Below are 20,474 nucleotides of genomic sequence, written 5' to 3'. Positions count from 1 at the left end.
TCTCCCCGGAGAAGTGACGCTGAAGCGGTGAAGTTGTTGCCGTGTGTAAGCGAAACCGTGAGCCGAACGTTATAACGGCACCCTGCGGTAGTGTTAGCGGGGCATAAGCGCTGTTGATGACAGAGCATACCCATGTAATTGTATTGGATGTGGTTTGTGATGAACAGAATTAGGGTGGTAACGCGAGCACAACCTCGTCCCTTTCCAGGGATGGGGTTTTTTTGTGTCCAAAAAAGGCGAACGTGCATGAGGCCCGAAGGGACCTCAAGGAGAGAGCCCCCGCCGGGAGAGCGAAGCACCCGGCAACCGGGTTTCGCCAAGGCGAACGTACATGAGGCCCGAAGGGACCTCAAGGAGAGAGCCAATCGCCGGGGAAGCGAAGCACCCGGCAACCGGGTTTCGCCAGGGCGAACGTACATGAGGCCCGAAGGGACCTCAAGGAGAGAGCCAATCGCCGGTGGAGCGAAGCGCCCGGCAACCGGGTTTCGCCAAGGCGAACGTACATGAGGCCCGAAGGGACCTCAAGGAGAGAGCCAATCGCCGGGGAAGCGAAGCACCCGGCAACCGGTTTCGCTAAAGCGAACGTCCATGAGGCCCGAAGGGACCTCAGGGAGAGAGCCAACCGCCGGGGGAGCGAAGCGCCCGGCAACCGGGTTTCGCCAGGGCGAACGTCCATGAGGCCCGAAGGGACCTCAAGGAGAGAGCCAACCGCCGGGAGAGCGAAGCGCCCGGCAACTCCCTTCTCGCGGTGAGGCCATGCGGCGTTGCCGAAGGGAACAGCCGCAAAATGGCCGTCACCTACGCATACACATGTCTCACCAACGCCGCCGCAGTTCCCGCCAAAGACAACCATTCCGGGTGTCCAGAGGGCGGAGCGCCTATGGGGTCCCCCTTGGCAAGGGGGATTTAGGGGGATTGAAACGCTTTTTGTGGACGGTCCACAATTCTAACAGTCGAAAGGAAGAAAATCATCATGCAACGAGTTGACGTCAAAGAGAAGGCACGTGCCAGAGAACTACGCATGTTAAACAAATGGAAAACCGAAAATACATTCAAAAGATCCATCGAAAACCGGGAAGGCAAGCCGAACTTCGTATTTTACGAGGGTCCGCCTACGGCCAATGGTAAACCGCATATCGGTCACGTACTGGGACGGGTAATCAAGGATTTTGTTGGACGCTATAACACAATGAAGGGTTACCGCGTCGTTCGTAAAGCGGGCTGGGATACACATGGTCTGCCGGTCGAACTGGGTGTACAGAAAAAACTCGGCATCTCCCACAAGTGGGAAATCGAAGATTATGGCGTGGAGAAATTCATTAACGAATGTAAAGCCAGCGTGTTTGAATATGAACAACAATGGCGCGATCTGACAGAAGGTATCGGTTACTGGACAGATATGAATAACCCATACATCACACTCGACAACAACTACATCGAGAGTGTATGGAACATTCTGGCAACAATTCATGAGAAAGGTCTGCTGTATCGCGGTCACCGTGTAAGTCCATACTGTCCATCTTGCCAGACTACACTGAGTTCTCATGAAGTTGCACAAGGGTACAAGGATGTGAAGGACCTTAGTGCGACAGCCAAATTCAAGTTGAATGATAGCGGTGAATTCGTACTCGCCTGGACGACAACGCCTTGGACACTGCCTTCACACGTCGCACTTGCCGTGAATCCGGATATGGACTACTCCCGTGTTCGTCAAGACAATGAAGTGTACATCATGGCGACCAATCTGGTGGAGAAAGTCATGAAAGACGCCAAAGGTGAGTATGAAATCATTGGTGCATTGAAAGGTGCCGACCTGGTTGGTAAAACGTATGACCCTCCGTTCAACTACGTACAGGCTGAGAAAACAAACATCATCCTGGGCGCAGGCTTTGTAACAGATGCAAGTGGTACGGGTATCGTACACATGGCTCCTGCCCATGGTGAGGACGACTATCGTGTATGCCGTGAGAATGGCATCAGCTTTGTCAACATGGTGGACCTGGAAGGTAAATTTGTCGCTGAGGTTACTGATTTTGCCGGACGTTTCGTGAAGGATTGTGATATTGATATCGTGAGATATCTTTCGGAAAAAGGACGCTTGTTCAGCAAAGAAAAATATGAGCACAGCTATCCGTTCTGTTGGCGTTGTGATACACCGCTTCTGTACTATGCAATGGACAGCTGGTTTATCCAAACCACAGCCATCAAGGATCAACTGATCGCCAACAATAGTGAAGTGGACTGGTACCCGGGTCACATTCGTGAAGGCCGCTTCGGGAAGTTCCTGGAAGACCTGGTGGACTGGAATATCAGCCGTGACCGTTATTGGGGAACCCCGCTGAATATCTGGGTGTGTGATGAGACAGGTGAGCAGTTTGCTCCACATAGCATTGCTGAATTGCGTGCCCGTGCCATTGGCGACGTCCCTGAGAACCTGGAGCTGCATAAACCTTATGTAGATGACGTCAAAGTCATGAGCTCTTGTGGCAAATATGAAATGAAACGTACACCGGAAGTGATCGATGTCTGGTTCGATAGCGGCTCTATGCCGTTTGCCCAGCAGCACTATCCATTTGAAAATAAAGAAATATTCGAACAGCAATATCCGGCAGATATGATCTGTGAAGGGATTGACCAGACACGTGGCTGGTTCTACAGCTTGCTGGCAGTTTCCACCCTTTTGACAGGCAAAGCGCCTTACAAAGCGGTTATGGCTACAGGTCACGTTCTTGATGAGAACGGGCAGAAGATGTCCAAATCCAAAGGTAACGTTATCGATCCTTGGGAAGTCATTGAAGAATATGGTACAGACGCATTCCGTTGGGCTTTGTTATCTGACAGCGCACCGTGGAACAGCAAACGTTTCTCCAAAGGTATTGTTGGCGAAGCGAAATCCAAAATGATTGATACGCTGGTCAACACCCATGCTTTCATGACGTTGTACGCTACAATTGACGGATTTGATCCGCAGGAGCATCCGTTCAAGCTGTCGGCTCATAAGTTGGACCGCTGGATTTTGTCCAGACTGAACAGTCTGATTATCGTTGTGGAAAAAGCGCTGGCTGTTAATGACTACCTGAACTCTTCCAAAGCCATTGAGGCGTTTGTAGATGAGCTTAGTAACTGGTACATCCGTCGTTCCCGTGATCGTTTCTGGGGCAGTGGATTGACAGAAGACAAACTGGACGCGTACCGTACGCTGACCGAAGTACTGGTGACTACAGCCAAGCTGGTTGCTCCGTTCACACCGATGCTCGCAGAAGATATCTATCTGAATCTCACTACAGGTGAGAGCGTGCATATGGATGATTATCCGGTAGCCAACGAATCCCTGATTGATCTGGATCTGGAGCAGGATATGGAGACAGCACGCCGAGTTGTTGAGCTTGCCCGTAACGTTCGTAACGAAACAGGCATCAAGACACGTCAACCGCTGTCCGAGCTGATTGTTTCCCTGGATAAAGGCTTTGATCTGGCGAGTTATGAAGAGATCATCAAGGACGAAATTAATGTCAAAGGTATCCGTACGGAGCATGATGATGCGGAATTCGTTGATTTCACTTTGAAGCTGAATCTGAAAGTTGCCGGCAAGAAATACGGTAAGAATGTAGGTTTCCTGCAGAACTTCTTTAAGGGCATGTCGGCAGATGAGACACGTAAAGTGGTTACTGAAGGTGTTCTGAACGTTGTTTCTCCAGAAGGCGAAGAGCTGCAAGTGACAAGTGAGGAACTGCTGGTGGATAAACAAGCCAAATCTGGTTTTGCCTCGGCATCTGGATACGGTCTGACAGTAGCGCTCAATACGGAGATCACGACTGCATTGGAACAGGAAGGTTGGGTCCGTGAAGTCGTTCGTGCGGTACAAGATACTCGGAAGAAATTGGATCTAGCGATTGAGAAAAGAGTACGTTTGACGCTTGATGTGGACTCTGCTCTTCAAGAAGCGATTCAGGCATTTGATGATGTGCTGCGTGAAAATGTACTCGTAACCGAAGTGGCCTTTGGCACCCATGAGTTGATGGAACGGATTGAAGCAGGGGGCAAAACGTTCGGTGTGTACATCGAAGGATAATGCCGTGATTTTTCACTTAAGGCGGTTCTTTCAAAGTGGATATCTGTACCCGATATCCATAGGGACAGAGTAACTGCAATTCAATTAGGACAGGATATAGAGACAGACATAGCAACGAGCCTCGAATACAGGAGATTAATCCCTGTATCCTGGCTCGTTTGTTTTTTTAGCAAATGGGCAATGATTTCTATTGTGCAGACACCACTCTATATACACCAAAGGAACTGAGTAAATAATGAACGAACAGGATAAGCAATCGGCATCCAATTCACCATCTACACCGTCTATGGAATCTCGGGACAAGATAGACGAGCTTCACACGCTTACCAACCGGCTTGCCAATGAACTCGAACGTTCACGGATCGCACAGTATACGGAATTGCTGAACCGACCGTGGAAACTGATTGGACTTAATCTGTTGTCCGGGTCGGCTCGCGGTGTAGGTATCGCAATTGGTTTTACCTTTTTTGCGGCGACAATTATTTATGTGTTACAGGTTCTCGGGGCACTCAATCTGCCCATTGTTGGTGACTATATCGCCGATATTGTGCGGATCGTGCAACGACAGCTGGAGCTGAACACGTATTAATTCAACGAGTAGAAGGTTTAATATGTGTCATCCGATTCTGTACCCAAATCCGGCTCTAGTAGACCGTCGCCTTCGCGGTTCTTGAGGTATTGCCGATACTGCCGATTACGTACGATGGATACGTCATGGCCATAGATATCCGTTGCAACAAAGCTCTCATATGCTTCAACGCAGCCTTCTACTTCGTCCGTGGCTTCAATCGCCATAACATCATAACTGTCGATATCACGTCCTTCAGCCATGGCCGGCGTATTGGAGGTGCCCCAACTCTCAACGATCTGCCACGCATCTTCTCCATCGAAGCCGTTTTGGTCATCGCGTTCGTCGAGACTCGTTCGGCCAAATGCAGGTGCGAGGAATTCTTCCTCTACAGGACGGTTCTCGGAGACGACCGTTTCCGGTTGATGTGTTTTGCAGTATTTGGTGTAAGGCACAGCTTCCATACGTTCATAAGGAATGGGCTGCTGGCAGACGGCACAGGTACCATAGTGTCCTTCTTCCATGGAATGCAGAGCAGAATCGATTCGCTCCAGTTGAAATTCATCATGCTCCAGCAGGGAGATATCCTTTTCGCGTTCATACAATTCGGTAGCTACATCACCAGGATGGTTGTCGATGGGAGATAATTCACCTGTTTGCAGTTTCATGGAGTCGCCAAGGCCGTAATGTTCGTTCTGCTCCAGTCTATGTTCAATATCTTGCTTCTCGGTTATCAATTGTGAACGTAAAAATTGCAATTGTTTCGCCGTGAAATGTGACATCGTTTTCCCCTTTCTGCCGTGTTCAAGCCTGATTTTGACTCTGTTGTAGGATGTACCATTTCGTGCAGAATTACAGAAGGGAAATGTTATCGTTTTTGCCATCCGAATTGCGACTGTAGTGCATCGTGGACGATTTCCAAACAGCTGTGCTACAATGAACAAGTCTGGCGTTAAGCCTGGTATCGTTTGGAAAAGACAGGATCGGAGTGACAAACAAACGTGGTGTATTATATCCTCGCTTTTATCGTATTTTTAGTGGATCAGGGAACCAAGTTCCTGATTGCAACCCGCATGGAACTTAGAGAAGAAATTCCGGTGATCGGCAATTTCTTTGTCATCACATCACATCGCAACTCAGGTGCAGCTTTTGGTATTCTGCAAGATCAGCGCTGGTTCTTTATTGTGGTTACACTGGTTGTGGTTGTTGCTTTGATTTGGTATTTGCAAAAAGTAAAAGATACCCCGCACAAATTGTTGCCAGTGGCACTTGGTTTGGTGCTTGGTGGAGCAATTGGCAACTTCTTGGACCGGGCTTTGACCGGAGAAGTTGTAGATTTTATCCAGCTTAATTTTGGAAGCTACACGTTTCCCATTTTCAACATAGCCGATTCGGCAATCTGTATCGGTGTTGCACTGATCATTGTGGAAACATTGCTTGAAGGACGGCGCGAGAAAGCAGCCGCGAAGATTGAAGGGAATGAACACCATGAATAATCTGCAAAATGATCAACATAGCAATCAAGATGAACTGATGAATGGCAATGAGCGTATGGAATGGACCGTTGCCGCTGAACATATGAAGGAACGAATTGATAAATATATCACTGAATCCATGGACAACGTATCGCGCTCCCAGGTTCAATTGTGGATCGGAGATGGCTTTGTAACCGTAAACGGTGCAGTAGTCAAAGCTAATGCGAAATTATCCGAAGGTGATCTGGTAGAACTTCAGATTCCCCAGCCAGCTGCTGTTGAGATCATCGCGGAAAATATTCCACTTGAAGTGGTATACGAAGATAGCGACGTAATCGTTATTAACAAACAGCGTGGTCTTGTGGTGCATCCAGCCCCAGGACATGCATCCGGTACGCTCGTTAATGCACTTATGTATCACTGTAAAGATCTTTCGGGTATCAATGGTGAGTTGCGTCCAGGCATTGTACATCGCATTGACAAGGACACTACCGGTCTGATCATGGCCGCCAAAAATGACCGTGCTCATGCCTCGTTGGCTGCACAGCTGAAGGACCATACGGTGAACAGACGATATATTGCCCTTGTTCATGGTCATCTCAATCATGATCAAGGTACAATCGATGCACCCATCGGGCGAGATACCTCTGATCGCAAAATGTATACAGTCACGGAGCGCAACAGTAAACATGCTGTCACGCATTTTACGGTCACGGAGCGGATCAATGACTACACGTTGTTGGAACTGAAATTGGAAACGGGTCGTACGCATCAGATTCGTGTTCATATGAAATTTATTGGTCATCCGCTGGTTGGAGATCCTATATATGGACGTAACAAAGGGATCAAGTTGCAGGGACAAGCTCTGCACGCTGCCATTCTCGGTTTTGAACATCCAACAACTGGAGAATATCTCGAATTTACAGCTCCGCTTCCACAGGATATGGAAGACGTACTCGCTTCATTGCGTAGCCGCTGACCCGCTCGTGAAAGTACAAATGTTCTGATATTTTGTCCATGGTTTTGATCCCGCAAATGCTTCATATTAAAGTGTAGAAATTTGCGTCAAAATGAGGAGATGAACAAAGTCATGAGTATTGATAAATATCAGGAAACATACATTCAGACTAATTTTGCCGACCGTATTGGCGGCTCCAACTATGGTAAAGACACGAACATCTATAAATTCGAGAAAATCAAACGTGCCAAAGCCTCGGCCAAAAAAGATTTTCCAGATGTAGAACTGATTGACCTCGGCGTAGGCGAGCCGGACGAGATGGCCGATGCGGGCATCGTAGCTGCACTCGCGCAGGCAGCTTCCATGCCTGAGAACCGTGGTTATGCAGACAATGGTATTCCTGAGTTCAAGGAGGCCGCTGCCACGTACCTGAAAAATGTGTTTAACGTAGAAGGTATTGATGCAGATACAGAAATCGTACACTCGATCGGCTCCAAACCAGCTTTGGCGATGATGCCTTCCTGCTTCATTAATCCAGGTGATGTAACGATCATGACCGTTCCGGGTTACCCGGTTATGGGTACACATACCAAGTACCTGGGTGGAGAAGTGTTCAACATCCAGTTGACGAAGGAGAATAACTTCCTGCCTGATCTGACGGCTATTCCGGAAGACATTGCAAAACGTGCGAAGTTGCTCTACCTGAACTATCCGAACAACCCAACCGGTGCAAGTGCAACGGTAGAATTCTTCACTGAAGTGGTGGAATGGGCGAAGAAATACAATGTTGTTGTTGTGCACGATGCTCCATACGCTGCATTGACTTATGATGGTAAAAAACCATTCAGCTTCCTATCGGTACCTGGTGCGAAGGATGTTGGCGTGGAGTTGCATTCCTTGTCCAAGTCTTACAACATGACGGGCTGGAGAATCGGATTCGTAGCGGGTAACCCGCTCGTAGTCAAAGCATTCAGCGACGTGAAGGACAACAATGATTCCGGTCAGTTCATCGCGATCCAGAAGGCTGCTGCTTACGGATTGAAACACCCGGAAATTACGGAGAAAATTGCGGATAAATATTCCCGCCGTCACGATATGCTGGTGGCAGCATTGAACGAACTGGGCTTCCAGGCTGAGAAACCAAAAGGCTCATTCTTCCTGTATGTTGAAGCTCCAAAAGGTGTAGTTGGTGGACGCCGCTTCGAATCTGGCGAAGACTTCTCTCAGTTCTTGATTCGTGAAAAACTGATCTCTTCCGTACCTTGGGATGATGCAGGTCACTTTGTTCGTTTCTCCGTTACCTTCGAAGCCAAAGGGGAAGAAGAAGAGAAGCGTGTTATCGCCGAGATCAAGCGCCGCCTAAGCGACGTGACATTCGAGTTTTAATCAACATTCCATTATGAAATGAGCATGAAGAGACATCAGGAGACCGGAAACGGTCTCTTTTTTATGCAAAAAATGATAAAACTACTCTTTACTCCCTTTACAAAAATATACAAGCAACTTATGATTAGATCTTTACGTTATTTGTATAGACAGAAGATTGTTTTGAAGGGAGTTATTCAATTGTTATCACCACGTACCAATACGGTGTCCTCATCTGCTGCAGGAACAGGGAGCACCATCTCAGGTTTGTTCAGACTACTCAGACCAAAACAGTGGACCAAAAATCTGCTCTTATTTGCTGCGCTCCTTTTTTCTTTTGAGGAAATTCGGACCGAGACCATTCTTTCTACGTTGCTTGGTTTTATGTTATTTAGCCTCGTTGCAGGCTGCGTTTATATTCTGAACGATTACGTAGACCAGGACAGAGATCGTCAGCATCCGGTGAAGAAGTTCCGTCCACTTGCTTCAGGACAGGTTAATCCGACCCATGCCTTACTGTTTGGCATCGTCCTGCTGATTCTTTCCGTTGGAACAGCCTTTGTGATAAACCCGCTGTTCGGCGTGTTATGTATCGTCTATTTCCTTCTGAATGTGTCGTACTCATTTGTGCTGAAACATCTCGTTATTCTCGATATGATGACCATAGCAGCCGGATTTGTACTTCGTGCGATTGCGGGGGGTGTGCTGATCCATGTGCCTTTCACGCCCTGGTTTCTCATATGCACGATGTTGTTATCGCTGTTTCTGGCGATTGGCAAACGGAGAAATGAGCTTACATTACTTGAGGGCAATACCGGGTCGCACCGTAAAGTACTGGACAACTATTCAATTACTTTATTGGATCAGTTCAATACCATTGTCACAACGGCGACCATTATAAGTTATTCTCTCTTTACTTTCACATCCGATAGTACCATTCACCTGATGTGGACCATTCCTTTGGTCATTTACGGCATGTTCCGTTATCTGTATCTCATCCATATGAAGAACCAGGGGGGCTCACCAGATCGTGTACTGTTTGAGGACAAGCCCATATTAATTACGGTCATTTTGTATGTGATCAGTGTCATTTCCATCTTTGCTATTTTTGAATAAGCACATGGTATAAATCCAGGGAACGACGAGTTCGTTCATAAGGTAGAGGGGGATCAGGGTGAAAAGTACGAAGGTCGCTATCTTTGATATCGATAAAACGATTATACGCAGTGATTCGATGTTTCAGTTTGTACACTACGGAGTTCGTCGGTATCCATTGCAGGCATGGAGATTGCCTGTGATTGCGTTTCATACCGTATTATTCAAGGCAGGTTTCATGACTGTCGAACGTGTCAAGCGTTCCTACTTTAAAGAGATTGAGCGCATGTCTGAAAAGGATCTAGAGCATTTTTTCGATACACGACTACGCACTGCCATTTTTGCCGAGGCAAGTGTAGAAATGCAGCATCGCAAGGAAGCAGGCTACCATGTCATACTGGTGACCGCATCTCCGCATGCCTATATGAAGTATTTTAACAGCTTTCCTTGGGTGGATCATGTCATTGGAACCGAACTAGTCCGACATTCAAATGGCTATACCTGCAGGATTGAAGGCACCAATTGCAAAGGGGAAGAGAAGGTACGCCGTATTCAGGCCTACCTCAATGAGAAGAAAATGGTGATTGATTATGATCAGTCCTGCTCGTACTCCGACTCTTTATCCGATCTTCCAGTGATGCAGCTTGTAAGTCAGCGATATTTCATTAACAAGCGTGTTCCAGAGATGGAGGCCTTATCGTGGGGGAAATAAAAGGGCGTCATACAGGTAAACTGCTGATGTTAGTCTCCGCTTTTCTTACAGCGACCGGGCAACTGTTCTGGAAATGGGGATTGACAGAGTGGATCTATCTGGGCGTTGGTTTTTTGTGTTATGGGCTGGGAGCAATGTTGATGATTAAGGCTTTTGCTCTGGAAAAGCTCTCAGTGGCCTATCCTTTGATGTGTGCCAGCTACGTTTTTGCGTTGGTCTATGGTTATTTTTTGCTGGGGGAAGACATTACGGTGCAGAAGCTGGCAGCTGTGGTGCTGCTTGGAATCGGGGTGACGTTAACCAGTGTTGATCGATAGCTGGATGGTTGCTGTGCTGATTGTGATGACCCTATGCGGAGCGATGGGTGGAGCGGGATTGAAAGCCTACGCCACAAGTCGTAAAAAGCTGCATGTTCTAATGGGGCTCGGATTTTATGGCACAGGTGCATTGCTGAATATTTTGCTGTTAAAGTTTCTGCCTCTGACCGTGGTGTTGCCCGCAAATGCTTTAACGTATGTCTGGACACTCATTATTGCACGGTTTGCCTTTAAGGAAACATTCGGGCCTTTGCGCTGGATTGGTGTGGTCTGTATCATGGGCGGTCTATGTTTATTGGTTTTCTAAATTTGATATGATACACATACGTGTGCAAGATACAAATATTTGAAACTGGATGTGAATGCATGAGATTTTTGGATTACATATTTTATAATCGAAGAAATAACTGGACGGCCTTTGGCCTGTTTGCGGGGTTTGCCCTTTTCTACGCCCTGATGAATGGTTCCTATGTGATGTACATCGCGGATCATGCTGAACTTCTTGGGGCCTATACGCCATTTAATACCAAACAGTTTCCGCTCAACTTATTTAACTTCGATCCTTCTATGTATTATGGAGACAACAGTTCTTCCGTTATTCATCCATTAATTTCTTTCCTGGCGGTTACGCTTGAAGCGGGTTCTCAATTGTTGGGAGGTAATTGGTTTTTCCTTGTCTTGCAATCCTTTGTGAATGCAGGTTCGGTTGTGCTGGTATTTCTGTTTCTGAGTCAAAAAGATAAACAGATCACCACACCATTACTATTCGCACTAATGTTTGGTTTCAGTTCCTATCTGATGTTTACTGCACTAATTCCCGATTCCTATCCGTATGTGCAGTTTGTCATCCTATTCTCGGTGGTTTATATGCAGTACAGTCGCTCTCGGGAAGACATACGTTACATGCCTAATGCATGGCTTGCGACCATCAACTTTGGGCTAACATCGACTAACATCGCGCCTTTCGCCGCTGCCCTGTTCTTCAATATGCGTACGTGGCGAAATAAAGGTGGTTGGAAAAAATATATAGGGATCATGGCAATGGCTGTTGCCTTTATCGTGATATTAACTGGCATTCAATATGTTGCGTTTGGCGGTCGCAGTTGGGTTAGCAATTGGCTGATGGGTATTCAAAATGGCGGAACAAGCTATGCAACGCCGTTCCAGTTGGCTGTTCATTGGAAAGCATTGAATCTGTTGACCATCAATCCGATGCTATCTCCCAAAGTGCATTTGCTGGACCCGGGTATGGTAGCATTCGTAACGGATCTGTCTCGTTCTAACCCTTTTTATGTTCAGATTACCGGTATCTTTATCCTGTTGCTGGCGCTCACTGGGTTTATCAAGGGCATCCGTGAACGGGAAGTGTGGACCCTTGTACCTTACATTCTGTTTGCATTTCTACTTCATATTGTTGTTGGCTTCGGGCTGGCGGTATTCCAATACGATATGTACCTGTATGCAGGGCATTATCTGTTCGCATTTTTCTTGCTGGGTGGTGGCTTCGTAATCAGTCTACGTCCAGGATTAGTGAAAAAAGTGATGATAGGCATACTCATGCTGTGTGTACTTGTTACCGCAGCAAACAATATATATCGTCATGTTGAGACATTGTCTACAATCAAACAGTCCTATGAACAGTTGGATCAGGCTCGTATGCTTAATGAACCTGAGGCTAATTCCTGAAAATCAAAAATCAATTTCTATAACCCTTTGCCCATCTGAAGATGCGGGCGGAGGGTTATTTTGGTTACATCAGACTACACATTTGCCTATGGATAATTATGCAGTTTTGTTGTATAATTATGAATATCGAATGAGATGTGATGTGTATGGATGTTTTTCAGCCTAACTGCTGATTCTAAGGAAAACATAGCAGAGGGATTTCGCCTGCGAGGGTGAGGTGTTGACAGGGGGTTGTCTTTCTGTCATAATTCATGAAGACAAACGGACATATTGAGTACAGAACCCTGTGAGGTTCTGCGATATGAACGACATGAATAGCACCTTTAAATCAGTCCCGTGAGACTGGCAAGGTAACGTGAACGATGCATCGTTTTTTGCTGCGGCAAATGAATGATGTATCACGAGAGTAAACTTTCTTCAGAGCGGTCTGAAGTTCGGAGACTCCTTGCCAATAAACACGGCAAGGAGTCTTTTTTGTTCTCCTCGTCACGGGGCCATGATCTGAAGGTAATCCTGAGGAGGCTGAACGCATGAGCACAGAGACACATGTCATTATGGATGAAACCGCGATCCGCCGCGCATTAACACGGATTGCCCATGAGATTTTGGAAAAAAATAAAGGCATTGACGGTTGTGTACTGGTTGGTATTCGAACACGAGGAGTGTACCTTGCCGAACGGATTGCCGCCAAGATTGAAGAGATCGAAGGTACACCGATCCCCTGGGGAGAACTGGATGTGACTCCTTACCGCGATGACCGCTTGGACGAGAACAAAGCGAATCGCAAGGAACTTTTGACGATAATACCTGAATCACTTTCGATTCATAACAAAAAAGTGATTTTGTTCGATGATGTGCTCTATACCGGAAGAACGATTCGCGCCGCGATGGATGCTCTGATGGACTGTGGAAGACCCCAGAACATTCAGCTGGCAGTACTCGCAGACCGCGGACACCGGGAACTTCCGATTCGCCCTGATTTTATCGGCAAAAACGTGCCGACTTCCAAATCAGAGGAGATTGAGGTTGCACTTATAGAAACGGACGGACAGGACGCAGTCAAAATCATTCAGAACCGGGGGGAGCAGGCATGATGATTACACAACCAGCATTGAAGGACCGGAGCTTGCTTGGACTTAAGGAACTGAGTCGCGGAGAGATCGAATCCATCTTGAACAGAGCAGCCTATTGGGAAGCTCAGAAAGAGAAACTGGTACCTGTACTGGAATCATGCTTCGTAGCGAACATGTTCTTCGAGAACAGTACGCGCACCCGATTTTCTTTTGAAATGGCTGAGAAGCGCTTGGGCGCACAAGTCCTGAACTTCACGGCAGCTGCATCAAGTGTGGAGAAAGGCGAGTCCATCTACGACACGGTACGCACACTTGAATCCATGGGTATTGATGCTGGGGTGATCCGCTTGAAACCTTCAGGCGTTCTGCAACAACTGGCTCAGAAAGTGAATGTTCCACTGGTGAACGCGGGGGACGGCAATAATGAGCACCCGACACAGGCGCTGCTAGATCTCTACACGATGCGTAAGGCATTTGGTGAACTGAAAGGTTTGCGTGTCTCCATCATCGGTGATATCCTGCACAGCCGGGTAGCTCGATCCAACCTGTGGGCGCTGCAAAAGTTTGGTGCAGATGTACGCTTCTGCGCACCCCAAACGATGCAGGCACCGGAACTCGCAGAGCATGCGCCTTATGTAGGTCTAGAAGAAGCACTGGATGCGGATGTAGTCATGATGCTCCGAGTTCAACTGGAACGTCATAAACACGGCCTCATTACTTCCGCTGAGGATTATCGCGAACACTACGGATTGACGGAAGAACGGGCGTCACGCTTGAAACCAAGCACAATTATCATGCACCCTGCTCCTGTGAACCGCAACGTCGAGGTGGATGACGCGGTTGTGGAGAGTGCAGCATCGCGGATCTTCCCGCAGATGGCAAACGGGGTTCCAATCCGCATGGCGGTTATGGAACGTGCGACGAAACTGTAACAGGGTCTGGCTGTGGGTCATAGGCTGACGGGGACGGAAGTTCTTATAGAGCAATAAGAGGGCACACGATAAAGAAAATTATCCGGCTTGCCTGGCAAGTCGGACAGAACCGAAGCGGAGGGCAATTATGCTACAGATGATAAAGAACGCGAACATCTTGAATCAACAAGGGGAACTTGAACGGAAAACCATCATTATAGATGAAGGAAAAATTCAAAAGATCGCTGGAGTGGAAGACGAAGCAGTACTGAAAGCAGAGCAGACAGCGCATCGTGTAACAGATGCCTCAGGTAAACTGGTCATTCCTGGCTTGATCGATATGCATGTGCATCTGCGTGAACCTGGATTCGAACACAAAGAGACGATCGAGACAGGTGCCCGTTCAGCAGCGCAAGGTGGTTTTACAACGATTGCCTGCATGCCGAACACAAGACCGGTAACCGACAATGCGGATGTTGTGATGCTGGTGCTGGATAAAGCCAAAGAAGCCGATTTGGTTAAAGTGCTGCCTTATGCAGCCATAACGAAAAACGAACTTGGACGTGAACTTACCGATTTTGCCGCATTGAAAGAAGCGGGTGCGATTGGATTCACGGACGACGGAGTAGGCGTACAGAACGCTCAAATGATGAAAGATGCGATGAGCCTTGCGGCAAGCATGGATATGCCGGTTATCGCTCACTGCGAAGATGACTCATTGGTTGTTGGTGGATATGTGACGGAAGGAGAGTTCTCCAAACGCCACGGCATCAAAGGTATTCCGAATGAATCGGAGGCAATCCACGTAGGCCGCGATATCCTGCTCGCCGAAGCAACGGGTGTACATTATCATGTCTGCCACGTAAGCACAGAGCAATCGGTTCGCCTGATTCGTCTGGCAAAGTCCATCGGCATTAAAGTGACTGCTGAGGTCTGTCCGCACCATCTGCTGTTGTCGGATGAAGATATCCCGGGTATGGATGCGAACTGGAAAATGAACCCTCCTCTTCGCTCACCTCGCGACGTGCAGGCTTGTATCGAGGGGCTGCTGGACGGAACGTTGGACATGATTGTAACGGATCACGCTCCGCACAGTGAAGAAGAGAAAGCGAAAGGCATGGAGCTGGCACCGTTCGGTATCGTCGGATTTGAAACGGCCTTCCCGCTGCTCTATACCAAGTTTGTGGAAACCGGACTTTGGAGCCTCGACTTCCTGGTTAAACGCATGACCGCTGATCCGGCACGGGTATTCCGACTGGATACAGGTAAGCTGGAAGAGGGCGCACCGGCGGACATCACGATGATTGACCTGAATAAGGAACAAACGGTTGATCCGACCACATTCGCAACCAAAGGAAGAAACACCCCATTCACAGGCTGGAAGCTGAAGGGCTGGCCAGTACAAACATGGGTGGATGGCAAAAGCGTGTGGGACAACACTGTACAACAGTAATTCAGTAAACAAATGAATCATAAATTCTTAAACTCTTTCTTTAATGGTTTAAATCTTTAATTCTTAAAAAACAACAAGTAACCTTTATAACTCTAAATCTAAATTTACAAACTCTTTACCTCAGTAACATCTTTTCAACTAACTCAAGGCAGATCATGCCGAGAGTCCAATATACGAAACAAAGAAAAGTTGAATAATGTTTTTGAACATGGACACCAACGTAACTGCGGAGTGGGCAGAAAGAACCCGAAGAAGCAAAGCGTTCGCCTTTATCACCGGATTACTCCATTTGAAGAATGGGATCAAAGTAATCCGGGGATAACAGCGATCAAAGGGTTTTCTGCCCACGGAGCCGCACCAAACGTAACGTCGCCCATGTTCAACTCAAAGTATTCAACGTTGATAAACACAGAGGAGTGAAATGGGATGCAGGCACAGGCAAGATTATTGTTGGAAGACGGCACACTGTTCACCGGGAAAGCATTCGGTGCTGAAGGTGAAACAACAGGTGAGGTCGTTTTTAATACGGGAATTACAGGCTACCAAGAGGTGCTAACGGATCCTTCTTATTGCGGTCAGATCGTAACCATGACGTATCCACTGATTGGTAACTACGGTATTACACGTGATGACTTCGAGTCGATTCGTCCGTTCGTACATGGTTTTGTAGTACGTCGTCATGAGCCGACACCAAGTAACTGGCGCGCGGAATACAGCGTGGATGATCTGCTTAAGGAGTACGGCATTGTAGGGATCAGCGAGATTGATACACGTATGTTGACCCGCCGGATTCGTCACCATGGCACGATGAAAGGAATTCTCACAACAGGATCGAAGCCTGTGGAAGAGTTGCTTGAGATGATGGGAGATACCACCATCGAAGAGCTGCGCAACCAGGTTCCTCTGACTTCTACCAAACATGTCTACAACAGCCCAGGAACGGCTGAACGCATTGTACTCGTAGACTACGGTGCAAAAACAGGGATTTTGCGTGAACTCAGCAAACGTAACTGTGACGTTGTGGTTGTGCCACAAGATATAACAGCAGACGAAATTCGTCGCATGAACCCGGATGGCATCCAGCTATCCAACGGCCCTGGGGACCCGAAAGACGTTCCTCATGCGGTGAAAATGATCAGTGAGCTGCTCGGCGAATACCCGATCTTCGGTATCTGCCTGGGTCACCAACTCTTCGCACTTGCAGCTGGAGCAGATACAGAGAAACTCAAATTCGGACACCGCGGCGGAAACCATCCGGTGAAAGAACTGGAGAGCGGACGCTGCTTCATCACGTCCCAGAACCACGGTTACACCGTAAACGAAGAGTCTGTGAAGAGTACGGATCTTGAAGTGACACATATCAACAATAACGACAAGACCATTGAAGGTCTGAAACATAAAACATTCCCGGCATTCTCGGTACAATATCACCCGGAAGCAGCGCCAGGACCGTACGATAGCAGCTACCTGTTCGATCGCTTCATCGAGATGATTCGGGAGCACAAGATCAATCACCCGCAACAGCCGCGTCAAGCCGTATTGGCAGCCGCAGTGAAAGGAGCACAATAACATGCCGATTAACAAAGACCTCAAAAAAATCCTGGTGATTGGCTCCGGTCCAATCGTCATCGGTCAAGCGGCCGAGTTCGACTATGCCGGTACACAAGCATGCCAGGCACTGAAAGAAGAAGGCGTGGAAGTTGTACTCATCAACAGCAACCCGGCTACGATCATGACCGATACAAACATGGCTGACAAAGTATATATCGAGCCGATTACACTGGATTTTGTAACACAAATCATTCGCCAGGAACGTCCAGACGGTTTGCTGCCAACCCTTGGTGGTCAAACGGGTCTGAATATGGCCGTGGAACTGGCGCGTGCCGGTGTCCTGGAACGTGAAAATGTCAAGTTGCTCGGAACCCAGCTTACATCCATCGAGAAAGCGGAAGATCGTGACTTGTTCCGTGATCTGATGCGTGAACTGGAGCAACCTGTGCCTGAGAGCGTGATCGTAACGACACTTCAGGAATCTCTTGATTTTGCGAATGAAATCGGATATCCAATCATCGTTCGTCCAGCCTACACGCTTGGTGGAACTGGCGGCGGAATCTGTGCAGATGAAGAAGAACTGCGTGAAACCGTCGTAGCAGGCATTCGTTATAGCCCGATCGGTCAATGTTTGGTCGAGAAGAGCATCGCGGGTATGAAAGAAGTCGAGTATGAAGTGATGCGGGACAAAAACGATAACTGTATCGTGGTCTGCAACATGGAGAACTTTGACCCGGTAGGTGTTCACACAGGTGACAGTATCGTTGTGGCACCAAGCCAGACGCTGTCTGACCGCGAATATCAAATGCTGCGTTCGGCTTCCTTGAAAATCATCCGTGCCCTCAACATCGAAGGTGGATGTAACGTACAGTTCGCACTTGATCCGCATAGCTTCCAATACTATGTCATCGAAGTGAATCCACGGGTAAGCCGTTCATCCGCTCTGGCTTCCAAAGCAACAGGATATCCGATTGCGAAAATGGCTGCCAAAATTGCCATGGGCTACACGCTGGATGAGATCGTTAACCCGGTAACAGGCCAGACCTATGCTTGCTTCGAGCCAACACTGGATTATATCGTGAGCAAAATCCCACGCTGGCCGTTCGACAAGTTTATCTCGGCGAACCGCAAACTGGGTACACAGATGAAAGCAACTGGCGAAGTTATGGCCATTGGCCGCACATTTGAGGAGTCGATCCACAAAGCGGTTCGTTCTCTGGAAATTGGTGTACACCGCCTGTATCTGAAGGATGCTGAAACACTGGATGAAGCAACGTTGAACGAGCGTCTGGTTAAAGCGGACGACGAGCGTATCTTCCTGATTGCTGAAGCTTTCCGTAGAGGATATACATTGCAACAACTTCAGGACCTGACCAAGATTGACTGGTGGTTCCTGGATAAAATCGAAGGTCTGGTTGCCTTCGAAGATCGTATCCGCGAGGAAGCAGAACTGTCTTCTGAGATCTTGTATCAAGCCAAGCGTCTTGGATTCACAGACCGTGCCATTGCCGAGTTGCGTGCTCAGGGTCAACCTGGAGGTACGTTGACTACCGAAGCGGAGATTAGAACACGCCGTGAACAGGAGAACCTTCGTCCGGTTTACAAAATGGTAGATACATGTGCAGCTGAATTTGAAGCGACAACGCCATATTACTACTCCACTTACGAAACTGAGAATGAAGTCATTCCTTCCGATAAGAAAAAAGTCGTCGTGCTTGGCTCTGGACCTATCCGGATCGGTCAAGGAATCGAGTTCGATTACTCAACAGTACACGCCGTATGGGCGCTGCAAAAAGCAGGCTATGAGGCAGTAATCATTAATAACAACCCGGAGACCGTATCTACGGACTTTAATACATCAGATCGCCTGTACTTTGAACCATTGTTCTTCGAAGATGTCATGAACGTTATCGAACAGGAGCAACCTGTAGGTGTTATCGTACAGTTCGGTGGTCAGACGGCAATCAACCTGGCAGCTCCGCTGCGTGCCGCAGGTGTAACGATTCTCGGAACAGATCTGGAAAGCATTGATGAGGCGGAAGATCGCAAGAAGTTCGAGCGTTTGCTCTCCCGTCTGGAAATTGCACAACCTAAAGGTAAAACCGTGATTTCGGTTGACGATGCGGTAGAAACGGCTCAAGGCTTGGGTTACCCGGTACTGGTGCGTCCTTCCTACGTACTCGGCGGTCGTGCAATGGAGATTGTATACTCAGATGCCGAATTGCTGACATACATGGAGCAGGCAGTTAAAATCAACCCAGAACACCCGGTACTGATCGACCGTTACATGATGGGTAAAGAAGTTGAAGTTGACGCCATCTGTGATGGTGAAACCGTATTGGTTCCAGGCATCATGGAGCATATCGAGCGGGCAGGAGTTCACTCCGGTGACTCCATCGCGGTATATCCGCCACAGTACCTGTCCAAGGATCTGCAAGCGAAGATTGTAGAGATTACCATCAAGATCGCCAAGGAACTGAAAACGATTGGTTTGGTCAACATCCAGTTTGTTATCCATGATGGTCAGGTATATGTCATCGAGGTGAACCCGCGTTCATCCCGTACAGTTCCTTTCTTGAGCAAAGTTACAAGCATTCCAATGGCGAACCTGGCAACACAAGCCATTCTGGGTGTGAAATTGAAGGACCTCGGTTATGTAGATGGCCTGTGGCCAGAAAGCGATCATGTGTCGGTTAAAGTTCCGGTCTTCTCCTTCGCGAAGCTGCGTCGTGTGGAACCAACCCTTGGACCTGAAATGAAGTCCACAGGTGAGGTTATGGGTCGAGACCCGAATTACGCCAAAGCGTTGTTCAAAGGTCTTATCGGTGCAGGCATGAAAATTCCGGCAACCGGAGCGATTGTCGTAACGGTAGCGGACAAAGACAAAGAGGAAGCTGTACCTTTGCTTGGTGGCTTCTACAGACTGGGCTACAAAATCATGGCTACCGGAGGAACGGCAGCTGCGCTTGAAGCAGCGAATATTCCGGTAACGACGGTGAATAAATTAAGTGAAGGTTCACCGAACATTCTCGATATGATCCGCAGCGGCGAAGCGAACTTTGTGTTCAATACACTGACCAAAGGCAAAACACCGCAACGTGACGGATTCCGTATTCGTCGTGAAGCAGTGGAGAACGGCATTGTATGTATGACTTCATTGGATACCATCCGTGCCCTGTTGATCATGCTGGAAACGATCAACTTCTCCTCAGAGGCTATGCCAGCCTTCGTAGAATAA

General features: G+C 47.9%; 16 protein-coding genes and 1 other annotated feature (1 of these 17 only partly in view). Of the genes, 15 read left to right on the top strand and 1 reads right to left on the bottom strand.

The annotated features are described in order from the left end of the window. Positions 1-205 (top strand) — a binding site (T-box leader); it begins 92 nt to the left of the window's first position. A gap of 768 nt (positions 206-973) precedes the next feature. Together ileS and ACR32F_RS22820 are read left to right on the top strand one after the other, a co-directional pair. Further along, positions 974-4,072, top strand: coding sequence for an isoleucine--tRNA ligase (gene ileS, locus ACR32F_RS22825; protein ID WP_440111043.1), 3,099 nt, complete (start codon positions 974-976; stop codon positions 4,070-4,072). Between the two features lie 286 nt (positions 4,073-4,358). Continuing rightward, complete coding sequence (locus ACR32F_RS22820; RefSeq protein WP_440119988.1) at positions 4,359-4,661, top strand: DUF5665 domain-containing protein; 303 nt, start codon at positions 4,359-4,361, stop codon at positions 4,659-4,661. Positions 4,662-4,678: 17 nt separating this feature from the next. On the opposite strand, the gene ACR32F_RS22815 is transcribed toward ACR32F_RS22820, so the two are convergent. Then, entirely contained in the window at positions 4,679-5,422 is a 744-nt protein-coding gene (locus ACR32F_RS22815) for a TraR/DksA C4-type zinc finger protein (RefSeq protein ID WP_440111041.1), read from the bottom strand. A 219-nt stretch (positions 5,423-5,641) separates the two neighbouring features. Here ACR32F_RS22815 and lspA point away from each other — a divergent pair, with 219 nt between their 5' ends. The 13 genes from lspA to carB all read left to right on the top strand — a co-directional run bounded on the left by lspA (position 5,642) and on the right by carB (position 20,474). Further along, entirely contained in the window at positions 5,642-6,136 is a 495-nt protein-coding gene (gene lspA, locus ACR32F_RS22810) for a signal peptidase II (RefSeq protein ID WP_440111039.1), read from the top strand. Next, on the top strand, positions 6,129-7,094 hold the full coding sequence (locus ACR32F_RS22805) for an RluA family pseudouridine synthase (protein WP_440111037.1): 966 nt from the start codon (positions 6,129-6,131) through the stop codon (positions 7,092-7,094). Before lspA ends, ACR32F_RS22805 begins: the two co-directional genes overlap by 8 nt. A 111-nt stretch (positions 7,095-7,205) precedes the next feature. Further along, positions 7,206-8,459, top strand: coding sequence for an LL-diaminopimelate aminotransferase (locus ACR32F_RS22800; protein ID WP_440111035.1), 1,254 nt, complete (start codon positions 7,206-7,208; stop codon positions 8,457-8,459). Positions 8,460-8,639: 180 nt separating this feature from the next. Beyond that, positions 8,640-9,554: a decaprenyl-phosphate phosphoribosyltransferase gene (locus tag ACR32F_RS22795; protein ID WP_440111033.1), complete on the top strand. Its 915-nt coding sequence runs from the start codon at positions 8,640-8,642 to the stop codon at positions 9,552-9,554. Positions 9,555-9,612: 58 nt separating this feature from the next. Beyond that, complete coding sequence (locus ACR32F_RS22790; protein ID WP_440111031.1) at positions 9,613-10,245, top strand: HAD family hydrolase; 633 nt, start codon at positions 9,613-9,615, stop codon at positions 10,243-10,245. Positions 10,246-10,271: 26 nt separating this feature from the next. Further along, positions 10,272-10,562, top strand: a complete 291-nt coding sequence (locus ACR32F_RS22785) for an EamA family transporter (protein WP_440119987.1) — start codon at positions 10,272-10,274, stop codon at positions 10,560-10,562. Then, the gene (locus tag ACR32F_RS22780; protein ID WP_440111029.1) at positions 10,549-10,869 is read left to right on the top strand and encodes an EamA family transporter; all 321 of its coding nucleotides are present in this window, start codon (positions 10,549-10,551) and stop codon (positions 10,867-10,869) included. The genes ACR32F_RS22785 and ACR32F_RS22780 overlap by 14 nt, the downstream gene beginning before the upstream one ends. Before the next feature lie 59 nt (positions 10,870-10,928). Then, entirely contained in the window at positions 10,929-12,248 is a 1,320-nt protein-coding gene (locus ACR32F_RS22775) for a DUF6080 domain-containing protein (protein WP_440111027.1), read from the top strand. Between the two features lie 530 nt (positions 12,249-12,778). Beyond that, positions 12,779-13,342 (top strand): bifunctional pyr operon transcriptional regulator/uracil phosphoribosyltransferase PyrR, encoded by a 564-nt coding sequence (pyrR, locus tag ACR32F_RS22770; RefSeq protein ID WP_440111025.1) that lies wholly within the window; start codon positions 12,779-12,781, stop codon positions 13,340-13,342. After that, positions 13,342-14,253, top strand: coding sequence for an aspartate carbamoyltransferase catalytic subunit (locus ACR32F_RS22765; RefSeq protein ID WP_440119986.1), 912 nt, complete (start codon positions 13,342-13,344; stop codon positions 14,251-14,253). Before pyrR ends, ACR32F_RS22765 begins: the two co-directional genes overlap by 1 nt. 127 nt (positions 14,254-14,380) lie before the next feature. Next, entirely contained in the window at positions 14,381-15,685 is a 1,305-nt protein-coding gene (locus tag ACR32F_RS22760) for a dihydroorotase (RefSeq protein WP_440111023.1), read from the top strand. 426 nt (positions 15,686-16,111) lie between these two features. Further along, a complete protein-coding gene (gene carA, locus ACR32F_RS22755) occupies positions 16,112-17,254 on the top strand; it encodes a glutamine-hydrolyzing carbamoyl-phosphate synthase small subunit (RefSeq protein ID WP_440111021.1) in 1,143 nt (380 codons plus the stop codon). Between the two features lies 1 nt (position 17,255). Next, the gene (carB, locus tag ACR32F_RS22750; RefSeq protein ID WP_440111019.1) at positions 17,256-20,474 is read left to right on the top strand and encodes a carbamoyl-phosphate synthase large subunit; all 3,219 of its coding nucleotides are present in this window, start codon (positions 17,256-17,258) and stop codon (positions 20,472-20,474) included.

The sequence above is a fragment of the Paenibacillus hebaui genome (assembly GCF_051934385.1).
Lineage (GTDB): Bacteria > Bacillota > Bacilli > Paenibacillales > Paenibacillaceae > Paenibacillus.
This window is presented reverse-complemented; position numbering and strand designations above follow the sequence as displayed.